The 14,629-nt window shown below is 68.0% G+C and carries 12 protein-coding genes; 5 read left to right on the plus strand and 7 right to left on the minus strand.

The window, feature by feature from the left end; all coding sequences use genetic code 11:
* Window positions 1-7 precede the first annotated feature (7 nt).
* The 3 genes from R5H32_RS11540 to R5H32_RS11550 form a co-directional block, all read right to left on the minus strand.
* On the minus strand, window positions 8-1,159 hold the full coding sequence (locus tag R5H32_RS11540; protein ID WP_318338826.1) for an ABC transporter substrate-binding protein: 1,152 nt from the start codon (window positions 1,157-1,159) through the stop codon (window positions 8-10).
* Between the two features lie 26 nt (window positions 1,160-1,185).
* A complete protein-coding gene (locus R5H32_RS11545; RefSeq protein WP_318338827.1) occupies window positions 1,186-1,677 on the minus strand; it encodes an ester cyclase in 492 nt (163 codons plus the stop codon).
* 135 nt (window positions 1,678-1,812) lie between these two features.
* A complete protein-coding gene (locus tag R5H32_RS11550) occupies window positions 1,813-2,706 on the minus strand; it encodes a LysR family transcriptional regulator (RefSeq protein ID WP_318338828.1) in 894 nt (297 codons plus the stop codon).
* A gap of 366 nt (window positions 2,707-3,072) precedes the next feature.
* Between R5H32_RS11550 and R5H32_RS11555 the strand changes: the two genes are divergently transcribed.
* From R5H32_RS11555 to R5H32_RS11575, 5 genes are all read left to right on the plus strand, one after another.
* Window positions 3,073-4,650: a BCCT family transporter gene (locus tag R5H32_RS11555; protein WP_318338829.1), complete on the plus strand. Its 1,578-nt coding sequence runs from the start codon at window positions 3,073-3,075 to the stop codon at window positions 4,648-4,650.
* Between the two features lie 23 nt (window positions 4,651-4,673).
* Entirely contained in the window at window positions 4,674-6,527 is a 1,854-nt protein-coding gene (locus tag R5H32_RS11560; RefSeq protein WP_318338830.1) for a glycine betaine ABC transporter substrate-binding protein, read from the plus strand.
* A gap of 21 nt (window positions 6,528-6,548) precedes the next feature.
* Entirely contained in the window at window positions 6,549-7,004 is a 456-nt protein-coding gene (locus tag R5H32_RS11565) for a universal stress protein (protein ID WP_318338831.1), read from the plus strand.
* Between the two features lie 117 nt (window positions 7,005-7,121).
* Complete coding sequence (locus R5H32_RS11570) at window positions 7,122-7,805, plus strand: cupin domain-containing protein (RefSeq protein ID WP_318338832.1); 684 nt, start codon at window positions 7,122-7,124, stop codon at window positions 7,803-7,805.
* A gap of 128 nt (window positions 7,806-7,933) precedes the next feature.
* Window positions 7,934-8,926 (plus strand): glycosyltransferase family 2 protein, encoded by a 993-nt coding sequence (locus R5H32_RS11575; RefSeq protein ID WP_318338833.1) that lies wholly within the window; start codon window positions 7,934-7,936, stop codon window positions 8,924-8,926.
* 15 nt (window positions 8,927-8,941) lie between these two features.
* On the opposite strand, the gene R5H32_RS11580 is transcribed toward R5H32_RS11575, so the two are convergent.
* From R5H32_RS11580 to R5H32_RS11595, 4 genes are read right to left on the minus strand one after another with little or no spacing between them, the layout of a single operon-like run.
* Complete coding sequence (locus R5H32_RS11580; protein ID WP_318338834.1) at window positions 8,942-10,108, minus strand: ABC transporter ATP-binding protein; 1,167 nt, start codon at window positions 10,106-10,108, stop codon at window positions 8,942-8,944.
* Between the two features lie 2 nt (window positions 10,109-10,110).
* Window positions 10,111-10,890 (minus strand): ABC transporter permease, encoded by a 780-nt coding sequence (locus tag R5H32_RS11585; RefSeq protein ID WP_318338835.1) that lies wholly within the window; start codon window positions 10,888-10,890, stop codon window positions 10,111-10,113.
* A complete protein-coding gene (locus tag R5H32_RS11590; protein WP_318338836.1) occupies window positions 10,887-13,394 on the minus strand; it encodes a glycosyltransferase in 2,508 nt (835 codons plus the stop codon). The genes R5H32_RS11585 and R5H32_RS11590 overlap by 4 nt, the downstream gene beginning before the upstream one ends.
* On the minus strand, window positions 13,387-14,565 hold the full coding sequence (locus R5H32_RS11595; RefSeq protein WP_318338837.1) for a glycosyltransferase family 2 protein: 1,179 nt from the start codon (window positions 14,563-14,565) through the stop codon (window positions 13,387-13,389). Before R5H32_RS11595 ends, R5H32_RS11590 begins: the two co-directional genes overlap by 8 nt.
* Window positions 14,566-14,629: the final 64 nt, after the last annotated feature.

The following is a 14,629-nucleotide window of genomic DNA, read 5'->3' on the forward strand; positions in this document are numbered from 1 at the left end:
TGCAGGATCAGCGGCCGCCGATCACCCCGATGTAGTCGGAGACCCAGCGGTAATAGGGCACGCACTCGCCCTGGCTCGCGCAGCTCGACACCGGCGTGGTCCAGAACTTGATCTTCTCGAAATCGTCGAGGCCGTTCTTGGTGCAGCCCTCCGCCGTTTGCATGCCGCGCCCGTCGGTGCACGCCGCCGGCACGGACGGGTTCGCGCCGAACCAGACCGAAAGATCGGATTGCAGGTTGGACGCCAGCGAATGCTCCATCCACAGGTAGGCGCAGTTGGGGTGCGGCGCATCGACATGCATCATCGTCGTGTCCGCCCAGCCGGTCGCCCCCTCTTCAGGAACCACAGATGCGATGGGCTGCCCTTCGCCTTGCATGATATTGACCTGGAAGGGCCACGAGCCCGAGGCCACCACGCCCTCGTTCTTGAAGTCGTCCATCTGGATGAAGGCGTCGTGCCAGTAGCGGTTCACCAGCTCCCGCTGGCCGCGTAACAGGTTGAGTGCGGCGTCGTATTGCTCCTGGTTCAGCTCGTAGGGCGAGGTGATGCCGAGTTCGGGCTTGTGAAACATCAGGTAGTTCGCCGCATCTGCGATGTGGATCGGCCCGTCATAGGCCTGCACCCGCCCCTTGTTCGACTTCCCGTCGGCCAGGGTCACCTCCTCGAATACGACGTTCCACGAGGTCGGCGGGCTGTCCCCGAAAGCCTCCGTGTTGTACATGAGAACGTTCGGGCCCCACATGTAGGGCGTGCCGAAATGCTCGCCATTCACCGTGTGCCAGGCTGCGTCCTTCAGCCGGTCGTCCACGGTGGACCAGGAAGGGATGAGGTCGACGTTGATCGGCTGCACCCGCTTGCCGGCGATCAGCCTCAAAGAGGCGTCGCCCGACGCGGTGACGAGGTCGAAGCCGCCCTCGTTCATCAGCGCCACCATCTCGTCCGAGGTGTTGGCGGTCTTCACGTTGACCTTGCAGCCGGAGGCCTCCTCGAACTTGGTCACCCAGTCGAAGGCGGCGTCGGTCTCGCCGCGCTCGATATAGCCGGGCCAGGCGACGATATCGAGCTGCCCCTCGCCCGGTCCGACCTCGGTCATCTGCGCCTGCGCGAGGCCAGTCCCCGCAAACGCCAGGATCGTTGTCGAAATTAACAGTTTCTTCATCGTCCGTCTCCCTGCTTGCCCGTGGCTCACATCAGCCCGAGCTGTTTGTAAAACCCAAGCGCATCGTAGTAGTCGGCCTGGTTCTGGATCTCGTCGCCGTCGACGCGAAAGACCGAAGCGCCGTGGAAGCTGAAGGCCTTTCCGGTGGCCTCCGTACCGTCAGACCATGCGCCGGTGTTTGTGCCCGAGAAGGTCCATTCGAATGCCACCGAATTGCCCTCCACGATCGGTGCGCCCTCGATCTTCCATACCGCGTCAGGCGCGGCGTTGAGAAAGGCGTCGATCACCTGTGCCTTGGCCGCCTCGCGCCCCTCAACGGGCGTACCGACGGACGCGTCGTAATAACGCACGTCTTCGGCGAGATAGGCGGCCGCCGCCGCGCTGTCATGCGCGTTCCAAGCCGACAGGTAGCCTTCGACCGTGTCGAGCGGGCCGCCTGCCCAGGCCATCCCGGCCGAAAGTGTCAAAGCCGCCGACACCAGAAGCGCGTGTTCGGACCGAGAAGCAATGCTCCACATGAGTTCCCCCTGACCACCTCAAAGAGGTGAATTGCGGCACTCTTTCCGCGCTGAAAATACTGCGCCGCCTGCGAAAATTCGCAAACGCAAAATACAAAAGGTTATTATCGGATTATCCGATAGCTACGCCGCGGGTCAGAACGACGCCTGCGCGAGACGCACGAAATCGCGCGTGATCGGCGACAGAGGCGCACCACGGCGCCAGGCCATGCCGACCTGGACGGTGGGCAGGTCGCCCGAGACGTCGCGGATCTCGATGCGGTCGCCTTCAAGCGACCAGGGCCGGTAGATCAGGTCCGGTAGGATCGCGAGTCCAACTCCAGTCGCGACGAGGCTGCGCACCGCCTCGACCGACCGGGTCCGGAAAGCCACGTCCGGCCGGGTTCCAAGCGACGCCATGAGCCGGTTGGTGCTTTCCTCGATCTCTTCGAGCGAGAGCATGATCAATGGCTCGCGCGCCACCTCGTCGAGCTCGATCGCCTCCTTCGCGGCCAGCGGATGACCGAGTGGCAACCAGAGCCGCATGGCCGACGCGGCGATGCTCTCGACCTGGAAGGCGCTGCGGTTGTGCATGTTCGAGACCAGAAGGAAGGCGACGTCGATTTCGCCGCCTATCAGGAGGTGTTCGAGATACTCGCCGGAATCCTCGATGGCCGAGATCCGCACGGAGGGAAAGGTCCGCCGGAACCGTGACAATGTCTCCGCCAGCCCGTATCCCGCGACGAGCGAGGTGACGCCGAGCCTGAGTTCGCCGCTCCTCTCAGAGGTTTCAAGCTGGAAGGCACGGCGGGCGTCCGAGACGTCATCCCGGATCTTGCGCGCGTGCCGCAGGAACTGGTGCCCCGCATTGGTGATCGCAATGCCGCGCGCCCGGCGTTCGAACAACACGATGCCGAGATCGGCCTCCAGCGCCTTGATCGCTTCCGTGACCGAAGACTGGGAGATCGCGAGTGCCTTGGCGGCGCCCGACACGCTTCCGTGCTCGGCCGCGGCGACAAAGAACTGAAGCTGTCTCAGGGTAAAGGCCATCTGGGATCTGCCTTATCCGCGTCGGTTGCGGCGCCCGTCCAGAGGGTGCCTACCTGCCATCCAGACGCCTCGAGCGATCCGGCGCAACAGATTTCTCGGGGATGCCGCCCCCGGATCCCGTATGCACCGTCGCCGCCGTCCGGAAACGACGGCCGCCCGGACGGAGCCGCATGGAACGGCGGATCGCCCCGGACAGGCGCGAGCCGTCCGGGTTCGCAAGGTTTCATGGCGCAAAAGGGCACCGCGGCACCGAATCGCCAAATAAAAACAATCAGATTGTCAAGGTTGACCGAAATATCTTTTCGCCGTCCACTTGAAGATTGACACGACCCCACGGAACCGAACTCCAGCAAGGGGAGTGACTTGATGTCATCGTTCAAAGGCGCGTCTTTCAACACAGTCTTCATTGTCGCCATGACGCTCTGCCTCGCCATCGGCGTCTGGGGCGTGATCAGCCCGTCGAGCATGACCGGTTCGGCGCAGGCCTTCACCGGCTATCTCCTGAACGGTGCGGGCTGGATGTGGCTCGCCATGTGTTCGGGGTTCCTCCTGCTCGGCGGCTACATGGCGTTCGGGCCCTACGGGCATATCCGCCTCGGCAAGGACGACGAGGAGCCGGAGTTCGACACCGGCTCCTGGATCGCGATGCTGTTCGCGGGCGGCATGGGCTCGGGGCTTCTGGTCTGGGGCGCGGCCGAGCCGATGTACCACTTCGTCTCCCCGCCGGGGATGGAGGGCGAGACGCCCGCGGCCGCCCGCGAGGCGCTGGTCATCACCAACCTGCACTGGGGCCTGCATGCCTGGTCGATCTATGGCTGCTGCGCGCTGGTGATCGCCTATTTCACCTTCCGCCGCAACGAACCCTCGATGATCTCGACCCCGATCAAGCATGTCTTCAAGGGCCCGGCCGGCGAGACGGTCGGCAAGGCCGCCGACATCCTCGGCGTGATCTCGGTCGTCTTCGGCCTCGCAGGCTCGCTGGCGATGGGCGCGCTCGCGGTGCGCTCGGGCATGTACTACGCCTTCGGCACCGAGCAGAACAACACGATGTCGATGATCATCCTCGTCGCGCTCTTCGTCGCCTACATGCTGTCGGCCACGACCGGCGTCGACAAGGGGATCAAGATCCTCTCCAACATCAACATGGTGCTGACGGTCGCGATCATGCTGATGGTCATCTTTGCCGGCCCGACGCAGTTCATCATGGAGACCTTCGTCGACTCGATCGGGCGTTATTTCAGCGCGATCATCACCAAGTCCTTCACGCTCTACCCGTTCGAGGGGCTGACCGGCTGGACCTCGGGCTGGACGCTCACCTACCTCATCTGGTGGCTGGCCTGGGGGCCGTTCATCGGTATCTTCGTCGCCCGAATCTCGCGCGGGCGCACGATCCGCGAGTTCATCTTCGGCGTCGTTCTGGTGCCGACCATCTTCTCGATGCTCTGGTTCGCGGCCTTCGGCGGCGCGGGCTTCTACATCGAGATGTACGGTGGCGGCGGTCTCAAGGAGATCATCTTCGAGGACGTCTTCGCCGCACTCTTCGCCTTCCTCGGTTACTTCCCCGGTGCGACGATCCTCGCCGGGCTCGCGGCGGCGCTCCTCTTCATCTTCCTCGTGACCTCGGCGGACTCGGGCACCTTCGTGCTGTCGATGATGACGACGAACGGGGACCTCAACCCGCCGGTGATCCAGAAGATGATCTGGGGCATCCTGATCGCGGTCCTCACCTTCTCGACGCTCGTGACCGAATCCGTGACCGTCGCCAAGGCGATGGCCATCACCGGGGCGATCCCCTTCGCGATCATCGTGCTTTTGCAGATCGTCGGCTTCATGCGGGAGATCCGCAAGGAGATCGAGGAGCCAGAAGTCATCGAGGCACGCGGCGAGATCGAGGGCCGCGGGCCGGCCGGCGCCGCCGAGGCGGCGCAGGACAGCGCGTCGTGACCGGGCGCGGAAAGGAGGGTCACATGTCCATTCGCGCAATCATCGCCATTCTGGCCACCCTGGCCGCGCTCGCCGGCTGCACCGAGGAGGACGGCAAGATCCGCATCGGCGCCAAGAACTTCGGCGAGAGCAAGATCCTCGCCCACATGATGGCGGCCGTGATCGCGGAACAGGGCATTCCCGTCGAAGGCGTCGTGGAATACGAGAACACGCCCGCGATCCTCGAAGCCCTGAAGCGCGGCGATATCGACGCCTATCCCGAATACAACGGCACCGGCCTTGTCATGCTCGGCCAGAGCCCGCTGGCCGACGGCGATGCCGCGACCGAGCGGGTGAAGCAGATCTTCGAGCCGCTCGGCATCTCCTGGCGCGAGCGGGTGGGCGTGGCCAACAATTACGGGCTCGCGATGCTGCCCGAGCGGGCCGAGGACATGCGCCTGACCGACATGTCGCAGCTCGTCCGGCGCAGCTCCGAGGTGACGATCGGGATCGAGGACGACTTCACCAAGCGGCCGCTCGACGGCCTCACCCCGATGACACAGCGCTACGGCTTCGAATTCGGCGAGATCGTCGAGGTGCCGCTTTCCGACCGTGGAACGCTCTACGACCAGCTTCTCGACGGCGAGGTCGACGTGATCGAGGTCTACACGACCGACGGCCAGATCGCAGATTACGGGCTGACGCTTCTGAAGGACGATCTCCAGTTCTTCCCGGTCTACGAGCTCGCGCCGATCGTCCGGCTGGAATCGCTGTCGAGATACCCCGCCCTCGGCGGCGCGCTCGACGCGCTCGGCGGCAAGTTCACCAACGAGGAGATGCAGGCGCTCAACCGCCGCGTCGATCTCGAGGGCCGTTCGCCCGAGGCCGTGGCGCGCGACGCGCTGGCCCGGCTCGGGCTGATCGCGGCGGGCGCGGTGGAGGCGGAAGAACCGCTGATGATCGCCGCCTCGCCGCTCCTGGCCGAGAGCGATCTTGCCAGCACCGCGCTGCGCTCCGCCCGGCGGGCCTATGTCGGCCGCGAGGTCACGATCGACCCGAACCACGATCCGTTGGCGGAGGTCGCGAATGGCAACGCCCGGCTCGCCCTCGTCGGCGCCGAGAGCTTCTTCGACCTCTCCGGCCCGACGCCGGTGCGGACCGAGGCCTTCGAGGGCCTCGCGGCGGTCGGTGCGAACGCGGTCCACCTCGTCAGCCCGACCGGCGACGCGGGTGTCGGCGCGCTCTCCGAGGCCACCGCGCTCATCGTCGGCCCGGAAGGTTCGGCGTCCTACCGGATCGCCACGATCCTCACCGACGCGCTCGGCCTGACGGCGGCGCTGACCGTAACCGACGCGGCAAGCGCGGGCGATCTCCTGGCGCTTCTCGACGCGAAGGGCAAGGTCGCCGTGCTTCCCGCGCCCGTCGGCAGCGACATGATCGCGGATGCATTCTCGACCGCGGATCTGAAGCTCCTGCCGGTCGATGGCTGGGCGCAGGGCGCCAACCTCGTGAAATACCCGTTCCTGCGCCAGACCCGCATTCCCGGCGGCGCCTACGGCGGGCAGTTCTCGGCCGTCGAAACGCTGTCGAGCCAGGCGGTTCTGGCCGGGCCCGCGCCGGTTCCGGCGGTCGCCACGATTGGCGACCAGGGCCCAGGTGCCACGGCCGCCCCCGCCCTGAAGCCGGTGCCGACGAGCACGGTGCAGGCCCTGGCGGCCGGCATCACCGGGGGCGAGCTGATCGACCCGGTGCTGCCGCTCGCGGCGGCCTTCGCGCCGACGCTGCCGACGCCGCCTGCGGCGATGAATCCCTCGGCCGACGTCTCGGTGCTGAACGTCGCGCTGGTTTTGATGTTCATATGGCTTTTCTGGCTCTATTTGCGCCGCGAAGCCCGGTGAAACAGGGAAGGAGAGCAGAAGATGGGCGAAAAGATCCTTGTTCCGATCGACATGGCGGACCAGAAGACCGGCCTCAAGACGATCGCCGAGGGCGTCGTCCAGGCCAAGGTCCGCAAGGCCGAGCTGGTGGTGATGACCGTCGTGCCGGACATCCTGTCGGGGCTCGATTACCGCTACGCGATCCGCGGCGAGATGGGCGGATCGGAGAACTATGACCTGAAGGCGATCGTCAAGGAGGCGCTCGACAAGCTGAACGAGATCGTCGCGGACCATACGCCGGGCGGCATGAAGGTCAGCACCATCGCGCGGCATGGCACCGCCTACGAGGAGATCCTGAAGGTCGCGAAGGATATCGGCGCGACGATGATCGTGCTCGGCGCGCACCGCCCCTCGCTGAAGGACTACCTGATCGGCCCGACGGCGGCGCGCGTCGTGCGCCACGCGAATTGCTCGGTCAACGTGATGCGAGACAACTAGACGGGAAGCCCAAGGGAAGCGAGTATCGGATGCAACGCGCGAAGGCGAACCCGCCTTGGAGCGCCCCGTCGCCCAAGATCACGCTTCGCCCCGCACGGGCCCACAGGGAGAAGCCCGATGGAACTCAACGCCGATTTCGACCTCCGCGTCGCGGTCCATGCCGACCGGATGGACTGGACCCCCTCGCCGATGCCCGGCGTCGAGCGCAAGATGCTTGACCGGATCGGCGACGAGGTGGCGCGGGCGACCACGATCGTCCGCTTCGCTCCGGGCAGCCGGTTTTCGCCGCATACTCATGACGGCGGCGAGGAGTTCCTCGTCCTCGACGGCGTGTTCCAGGACGAGCAAGGCGACTTCCCGGCGGGCAGCTACGTCCGCAATCCGCCGACATCGCGCCACACGCCCGGCTCCGCGCCGGGCTGCACCATCTTCGTCAAGCTCTGGCAGTTCGCGCCCGACGACCGGAACGAGGTCACGCGCGACACGCGCGACCTCGACCTGCAGGCGCCTCCCGGCCGGCCGGGCGTCGGCAGCGCGATCCTGTACGAGGACGCCCGCGAATGCGTCCGGATCGAGCAGTGGGCGCCCGGCGCGACGGTCGAGGTGACGCCTGTCGGCGGCCTGGAGATCCTCTGCCTTGAGGGCGGGTTTCTCGAAGGCGGGGAAGGCTTCGCGCCGGGATCGTGGCTGCGCCTGCCGATCGGGGCCAGGCTCTCCGCCGTCGCTGGGAAGGACGGCTGCCGGGTCTGGATGAAAGAGGGTCACCTTCGGTTCGCGGGCAAAGACCTGCCGTCGCGCTGACCGGACAGGCGCGCCTTCCCGGCCGAAGGCGGATCGGAAATGGATTGGATCGGCCGCCGGAAGTCGTCTAGATTGCGTACATGGCTCTTTGCAGGAGGCGCCGCCCAGGACCAGATGGACGATCAAGCATGAACGACGACTTGATCAGCGTTGTCATCCCCGCGCACAACTCGGGCTGGTCGATCCGGGACACGATCCGCTCAGTCCGCGCCCAGCGCGGCATCGCCTACGAGGTGATCGTCGTCAATGACGGCTCGACCGACGACCTCGAGGCGATCATGGCCCCCATTCTCGCCTCCGACGCCCGGTTCCGCATGGTGACGCAGGAGAACCGCGGCCTCGCGGCGGCACGCAATCGCGGTCTGGACGAGGCGAAAGGCGGATACGTCGCCTTTCTTGACGCCGACGACCTCTGGCACCCGGACTTTCTGGAGAGCCTGCACGCAGCACTGGAGGACCATCCCGAAGCCCCCTTCGCCTATGCCTACCTGCTTCGCGTCGACACCGCGAACCGGCTGATCCCGGCCCCGCCGTGGCGCCACGAGCCGCGCCACGACTTCGAAGGGCTCCTGACGCTGAACTCGGTCGGCTGCGGCAGCGCCTCGCTGTTCCGCCGCGCCGCGGTTGCCGAGGCCGGCGGCTTCGACCCGTCCCTGCGCGCGCGCGGCGTCCAGGGAGCCGAGGACTGGAAGCTGGTCCTGCGCCTCGCTGCCCGGCAGGCGCCGGTTCTCGTGCCGCGCTTCCTCGTCGGCTACCGGCTTGTCGAGCATGGCATGTCCCAGCGCGAGCCTCGCCGGCAGCTCAAGGCCGTCCGCGCAGTGATGGACGATATCCGCGCGGAGTTTCCCGATACGCCCGACCGCTGCTTCGCCGACGCCCGCACGCTTCTGAACGGCTGGCTGATGACCGCCTTCCTGCGCAACCGGGACTACCGGACCATCGCCCGGCTGCTGGTCGAATCCTACCTGCTCAATCCCTTGTGGTTCCGCTCCCGCGAGTTGCGCATGGTGCACCGCCAGAAGATCGTCTCGCTGATCCGGGACAGGGCCGGGCCGCGCACCGACCTTCGCGACCTGATCCAGAACGGCGAGCGGCCCTTCGCCTTCCTCTCCGAGCCCTGAGACCGCGAACCCGCATCACCCGCCCGCGATACGCCAGTGTCGCGGCGGGTTGAGCATGCCGTTCGGACGGGCGTCGCCCTCGATGGTGAGCGGACAGGCGCTCCAGTGGCTCAATTGCGAAGGATCGCTTCCGCCGGGCCGCAGGCTGACGCTGACCGTGTAGTGCCCCGGCGTGAGATCGAGGCGCGCGATCTCGACCGACAGGTCTGCGTTGCCGGTAAGGTCAGGCATATCGACGCCATCGGCCAGGCTGTCGGCATCGAAGCAGACATGCCCCGAGGCATCGGCGATCGTGATGCCGACTTGCGGCCGGGAAATCGGCCGCAGCGCACGCAGCGCGACCCCGACCGTTAGGCCGGCACCCGGCGCGAGCGTCTCGATCCCCGCCCCGGCAGGGTCGCGCAGGGTGACGCCGGCGACCTCGCCCCAGCCATCCATGCTGGTCACGCCACTGCTTTCGCCCTCATAGGCGGAGACGACACTCTCGGGCGCGCCGATCGCCCGGACCTGCCCGCGGTCCAGCCAGAGAACCCGGTCGCAGACCCGCCGGACCGTTCCGAGGTCATGGCTGATGAGAACGATGGCGCAGCCGTTTTCCTTGAACTCGGCGATGCGCCTGAGGCACTTCTTCTGGAACTCGATGTCGCCCACCGCCAGAACCTCGTCGATCAACAGGATCTTCGGCTCGACATGCACCGCGACCGAGAAGCCGAGCCGCAGCTTCATTCCGCTGCTGTAGGTGCGCACGGGGTCGTCGATATGGTCCTGCATTTCCGCGAAGGCGATGATGCTGTCGGACCGCGCGCGGACCTCCTCCCTGAGCAGGCCCGAGAGCACGCCGTTGATCACGATGTTCTCGCGCCCGGTCAGTTCCGGATGCATGCCGGTGTTCAGCGCCAAGAGGCCATTGACCGGCGCCGTGGCGATCACCCGCCCCCGGTCCGGCTGCATCACCCCGCCGAGCAGCCGCAGAAGCGTCGACTTGCCGGCGCCGTTGCGGCCGATGACCCCGAGCATCTGGCCCGGCGCCACCTCCAGGCTCACATCGTCGAGCGCGCGGATCATCTCCCCGCGCGGCCGCGTCCGCCAGCCGCCCTCGACCCAGCGCCGGAAGGTGCGCGGCGCGTCCGCACCCTGATGGCGGAAGCTCTTTTGCAGGCCTTCGGCGCGCAGCGCGGTCACTGTCATATCTCCTCCAGGAAGCGCAGGCTGGCGCCGCGGAAGAAGCGATAGGTCAGCGCCAGCAGTACGAGCGAGGCCACGAGCAGGATGCCGATCGCGCGCCAGTCCGGCCATTCGCCGTAGATCAGGACGCTGCGGTGGGCCTCTATGATCTGAAGCATTGGGTTGAGCGAGAGGATCTGCCGCGCGCGCTCGGGCAACGCGTCGGCGGAATAGAAGATCGGCGTGGTGAAATACCCGAACTGCAAGAGAATAGGCACGATGTACTGCAGGTCGCGGAAGACCACGTTCAGCGCCGAGACGAAATAGGCCATGCTGAGGACGAACACGAACTGGCAAAGCGTCAGGATCGGCAGCGCGACGAGCGCCGGCCCGACTTTCGCGTCCTCGACCCACAGGATCACCACCAGAAGCGGAAGGGTCAGGAGAAGGGTCACGAAGTTCGACACCGTGGCGGCCAGCGGCAGCGCGGCGACCGGGAAGCGGGGCTGATTGACCAGGCCGGGGTTGCCGACGATGGTGCCCACCGCCTCCATTGTCGTGGTCTGGAACCAGGTCCAGAGGATGAGCGCGATGAAGAGATGCGAGGCGTAGTTGGGAATGTTCAGGGGCAGCATGACCTTGAAAAGGACATAGAAGGTCATGAGGAACAGCGCCGGGCTCACGACCGCCCAGAAGACGCCCATCGCCGTGCTCTGGTAGCGCGCCTTCTGGTCCCGCGCGACCAGCACGCCGATCACGTCGAGCATGTGCCGTATCGACCTGCGGTCCGGAATCCTCATGCCTCGCGCCCCTCCGCGAGCGGTGCGGCCGGGTCGTCCGGCGCCCCCTGACGGCGCGCCGTGACCCGCGCCCGCCGGTATCGTCCCGGAGCCCGGAAGAGGCCCGACAGCTCGGCCAGCGTGAGGCGCCGGTGGCTGCCCTGCGGCCAGATCAGGCGGCGGATGAGCCAGCCCCAGATCCAGTCGTACAGGGCGAAGGCCAGAAGCGTCGCCCGGCTGACCATGCCGCTCCGGCCCACGGCGAGAAGATAGGCCGCGAACCCCGACCCGTTGTCGCGCATCTGGTCACGCAGCGCGCCCATGCTGCTCCGGTGCTCGTGCCAGACGACAGCCGAGGGCGTATAGGCGAGCGCGCCGCCACGGCGCACGACCCGGTGGAACATCTCGAGATCGCCGCCGCCGCGGGTCGCCGTGCCGACATCCAGCGCCGGGTCGAAGCCGCCGATCCAGTTCAGCGCCGAGCGGCGGAACGCCATGTTGGCGCCGACGCCGAAGCGGTTGGCCCAGAGCATCGCGCGCGGGCTGAGATCCGTGCGGCGCCAAGTCACCGGGTCAAATCCCTTGCCCATGCCGCCATAGACATTCTCGAAATAATGCTCCGCCGCCGTCCCGAGCGCCATCGGCAGGACCAGCCCCGTCACCGCCGCGACCTCCGGGTCGGCGAATGCGGCCGAAATGCCCGAAAGCCAATGCCGGTCCACCTCCGTATCATCGTCGGTGAAGGCTACGATGTCGGTCCGCGCCTCGGCAAGTCCGCGGTTGCGCGCCCAGTCGAGGCCCGGCCGGTCCTCCCGGACATAGCGGACATTGGGCAGCGCCGCGACGAGCCGCGCCGTCGCCTCCGTGGCCGGCGCGTTGTCGACGACGATGACCTCGAACTCCGGGTGGCCCAGCCCCGCGATCGCGGCGAGGCACCGCTTCAGCCGCTCGGTCCGGTCGCGCGTGCAGACCACCACCGTGAGCGGCGCGGGATCGGGCTCCGGCGGCGTGCCGGTCAACGCATCCGCCAGGAGCCGCTCGCAGATCGCCGCATCGCGCACCACCCCGTCCCGCAGCGCCGCCGCGAGCGCCCCCGCCGGCGGCCGCTTATCGACGGAAATCCAGCCGAGGGGCCGGGCACCGCGGCGCACCAGAACGCGCAGGGGATAACCGGTCCGGCCGCCTCGGGGCGTGAAGCGCCAGTCGGCGAGGTCAAGCTCCGCCAGCGCCGTCCCGGCATCCGCGTCACGCTCGGCCGGATCCCCCTGCCCCTCCAGCGGCGCATCGGGCAGGGGCGGCATATGCTCCGCCGCCATGACACCGGGCGCCCAGTCGCGGATGCGCGCGTTCAGAGCGGCATCGAACTGCCGCAGACCCGGCACCACAAGGCCGGGCTGCGCGCCGACCCGCGCAACGGGCTTGCCGCCGAGCCGCAGCTCGAACGCGAGGGGACCGCTCTCGATGAATTGCCGTCGCGCGGCCTCGATACCCCCGGCGAGCTCGATCCCGAGGACCGGCGGCACCTGAGCCTTCGCCGCCTCGGCCGCGCGCCCGGCGAGCGCATCGAGTTCCCCTTGCGCGCCGAGGGCCTCGGCCACGCTGCGATGATAGGCATGGGTTCGCACCATGCGGCTGCCCCGATGCCAGGTGCGGCGAAGCCCGGCCGCCTCGAAGACCGGCAAGAGCGCGCCCAGCCCCGCCGCCGCGAGCCGCGCCGGCCCGGCCAGCCGGAACACCGACTGGCGCAAAAGCCATGCCCGGACGCCCGGCGCCGTCATCTCGGCGGCGAGCAGGAAGGGAAACAGCTCGGGATGCTTGCGCGCGATGGCAACATCGGCCCGCCCTTCCGCGCGGGCCCGGTCGAAACTCCGCCGCAGGTCGCTCGTGTCGTGATGCAGGCCATGCGCGTCGGCCGCGTATCGAATCCTCGCTCCCGCCGCGACGAGGCGGTAGCCGAGCTCGTAGTCCTCCCGGCAATCGAGGGTCGTATCGAAGCCGCCAAGGCGCTCGAACAGGGCACGGTCAATCGAGAGGTTGCCGCTCATGACGTCGGAATAGGCGAACCGGTGATCCGGTGCCGACAGTGCATGGAACCGGTCGGTCCACCACCGCCGCAGCGCCTCGGCGAAGAGCCCGTCCCCGGCGATGGCCGGGGCCGACTGTCCGACCACGACAACGGCCGGGTCATCGCCCGCCACCCGAAGATGCGCCGCAAGGAAATCTGCGCCGACGATGATGTCGTCGTCGAGAAAGACCAGCCGCCCGGCCCGCGCGATCGCCGCGCCGGCGTTGCGGGCAGCGCCCGCCGCGCGCCGCGCGGATTCGGCCTGGCGCAGATCGAACCGCCAGCCGCGCTCCGCGAGCGCGGCGGCGGTCCCGTCGGCGGCGGCGTCGAGCGCGACGATGACCTCGAACCGCGACCGCTCCAGGCTGTGGCGTTCGAGCGCCTCCAGCGTGCGCAGAAGCTGGCCGCAGCGCGCATGCGTCGGGATGACGACGCTGATCTCCGGCCGCGGCTCAGTCAATTACCGCCCCGCCCGCCTGCCGCCGCGCCCGGAGATAGGCGAAGGGGCCTTGCCAGCAGCCCCGCAGTTCCGCCCAGAGAAGGTCGCGCGGCCGGTCCTTCGAGGGGGCAAAGGTCGCGCGGACCAGTGCCGGCAGCTGGTCGTGGCGGAACCAGCCCAGCGCGCGGCGGAACACGCCCCAGTCGTGGTCGACGAGAAACGCGCGGGTCCATCCGGCATAGACCCCGACGCCGTAGCCCTGCATGGTCGCGACGAGCTCCTCCCAGCTCCGGCGATGGCGGTGCCAGTTGACCGCGCCCGGCTCGTAGACGATGTGGTGGCCGGCGCGCAGGATGCGGGTCATGTATTCGTGGTCGCCCCCCGACTTCGTCGGCGTTCCGGCATCCAGCGCCGGGTCGAACGGGCCGATCGAGTGCACGAGGTCGCGCCTGATCGCCATGTTGGCGCCCGCGCCGATGGGGCCAGTCGCAAGCGGATGGGTCGGCGGCGAGGAAAACGTCCTGCGGGCGAAGCCCCGCCGCGAAAACCCGGCGAGAGATTCGAACACCTCCTGCGCCTCGGTTTCCAGTTCCAGCGGCATCGTCAGGCCGGTCACGCAGGCGACGCGCGGATCCTCGAACCCGCCGAGCAACGCGTCGAGCCATTCGTCCTCCGCGACGGCATCGTCGTCGATGAAGGCGACGATCTCGCCGCGCGCCTCCGCCAACGCCCGGTTGCGGGCGTTGTCGAGGCCCTTGACCGGCTCGCAGACGTACCGGACCGACGGAAAGCCGTCGACAAGACGGCGGGTCGCGTCGGTGGACGGGCAGTTGTCGACGACCAGGATGTCCTGGCCGCGGTCCGCGAAACCCGTGAGCGCGGCAAGAGCGCGTTCCAGATCGTCGGGCCGGTCCCGCGTGCAGATCGCGATGGTCGCCGTCGGGGCCGAGGACTTGTGCGGCGGGAAATGCGAGCGGCGCGCCAGTTCCACGGCAAGTTCGCGGCGGATCTGGGGTCCGATCGCGCGCCGGACCGCGCCGCGCGCGACCGCCCCGTCGCGCACCGGCACCGTCACCATGCCGAGCGGCCGCCTGTCGAGCCGGATAAGAAAAAGCGCCCGGTCGTAGCCGCCAAGGCCGGTCCATTCCCCGCCGGCCTCGGCAATTCCGATGTCGAAGATGCGGGTCGCCATCGGTCTAGCCGCGCCGATCCGGCCGGGCGTCGCCGCGGCCCTCACGCCCGGCCGCCCGCGCCGT

The sequence above is a fragment of the Defluviimonas sp. D31 genome (genome assembly GCF_033436765.1).
In the GTDB taxonomy this organism is placed as follows: domain Bacteria; phylum Pseudomonadota; class Alphaproteobacteria; order Rhodobacterales; family Rhodobacteraceae; genus Albidovulum.

Excerpts from the sequence above, each read along its gene's own strand:
- R5H32_RS11555 (WP_318338829.1), top strand. The coding sequence starts at position 3,073 with ATGTCATCGTTCAAAGGCGCGTCTTTCAACACAGTCTTCATTGTCGCC.
- R5H32_RS11565 (WP_318338831.1), top strand. The coding sequence starts at position 6,549 with ATGGGCGAAAAGATCCTTGTTCCGATCGACATGGCGGACCAGAAGACC.
- R5H32_RS11540 (WP_318338826.1), bottom strand. The coding sequence starts at position 1,159 with ATGAAGAAACTGTTAATTTCGACAACGATCCTGGCGTTTGCGGGGACT.
- R5H32_RS11595 (WP_318338837.1), bottom strand. The coding sequence starts at position 14,565 with ATGGCGACCCGCATCTTCGACATCGGAATTGCCGAGGCCGGCGGGGAA.
- R5H32_RS11550 (WP_318338828.1), bottom strand. The coding sequence starts at position 2,706 with ATGGCCTTTACCCTGAGACAGCTTCAGTTCTTTGTCGCCGCGGCCGAG.
- R5H32_RS11545 (WP_318338827.1), bottom strand. The coding sequence starts at position 1,677 with ATGTGGAGCATTGCTTCTCGGTCCGAACACGCGCTTCTGGTGTCGGCG.
- R5H32_RS11585 (WP_318338835.1), bottom strand. The coding sequence starts at position 10,890 with ATGAGGATTCCGGACCGCAGGTCGATACGGCACATGCTCGACGTGATC.
- R5H32_RS11575 (WP_318338833.1), top strand. The coding sequence starts at position 7,934 with ATGAACGACGACTTGATCAGCGTTGTCATCCCCGCGCACAACTCGGGC.
- R5H32_RS11570 (WP_318338832.1), top strand. The coding sequence starts at position 7,122 with ATGGAACTCAACGCCGATTTCGACCTCCGCGTCGCGGTCCATGCCGAC.
- R5H32_RS11560 (WP_318338830.1), top strand. The coding sequence starts at position 4,674 with ATGTCCATTCGCGCAATCATCGCCATTCTGGCCACCCTGGCCGCGCTC.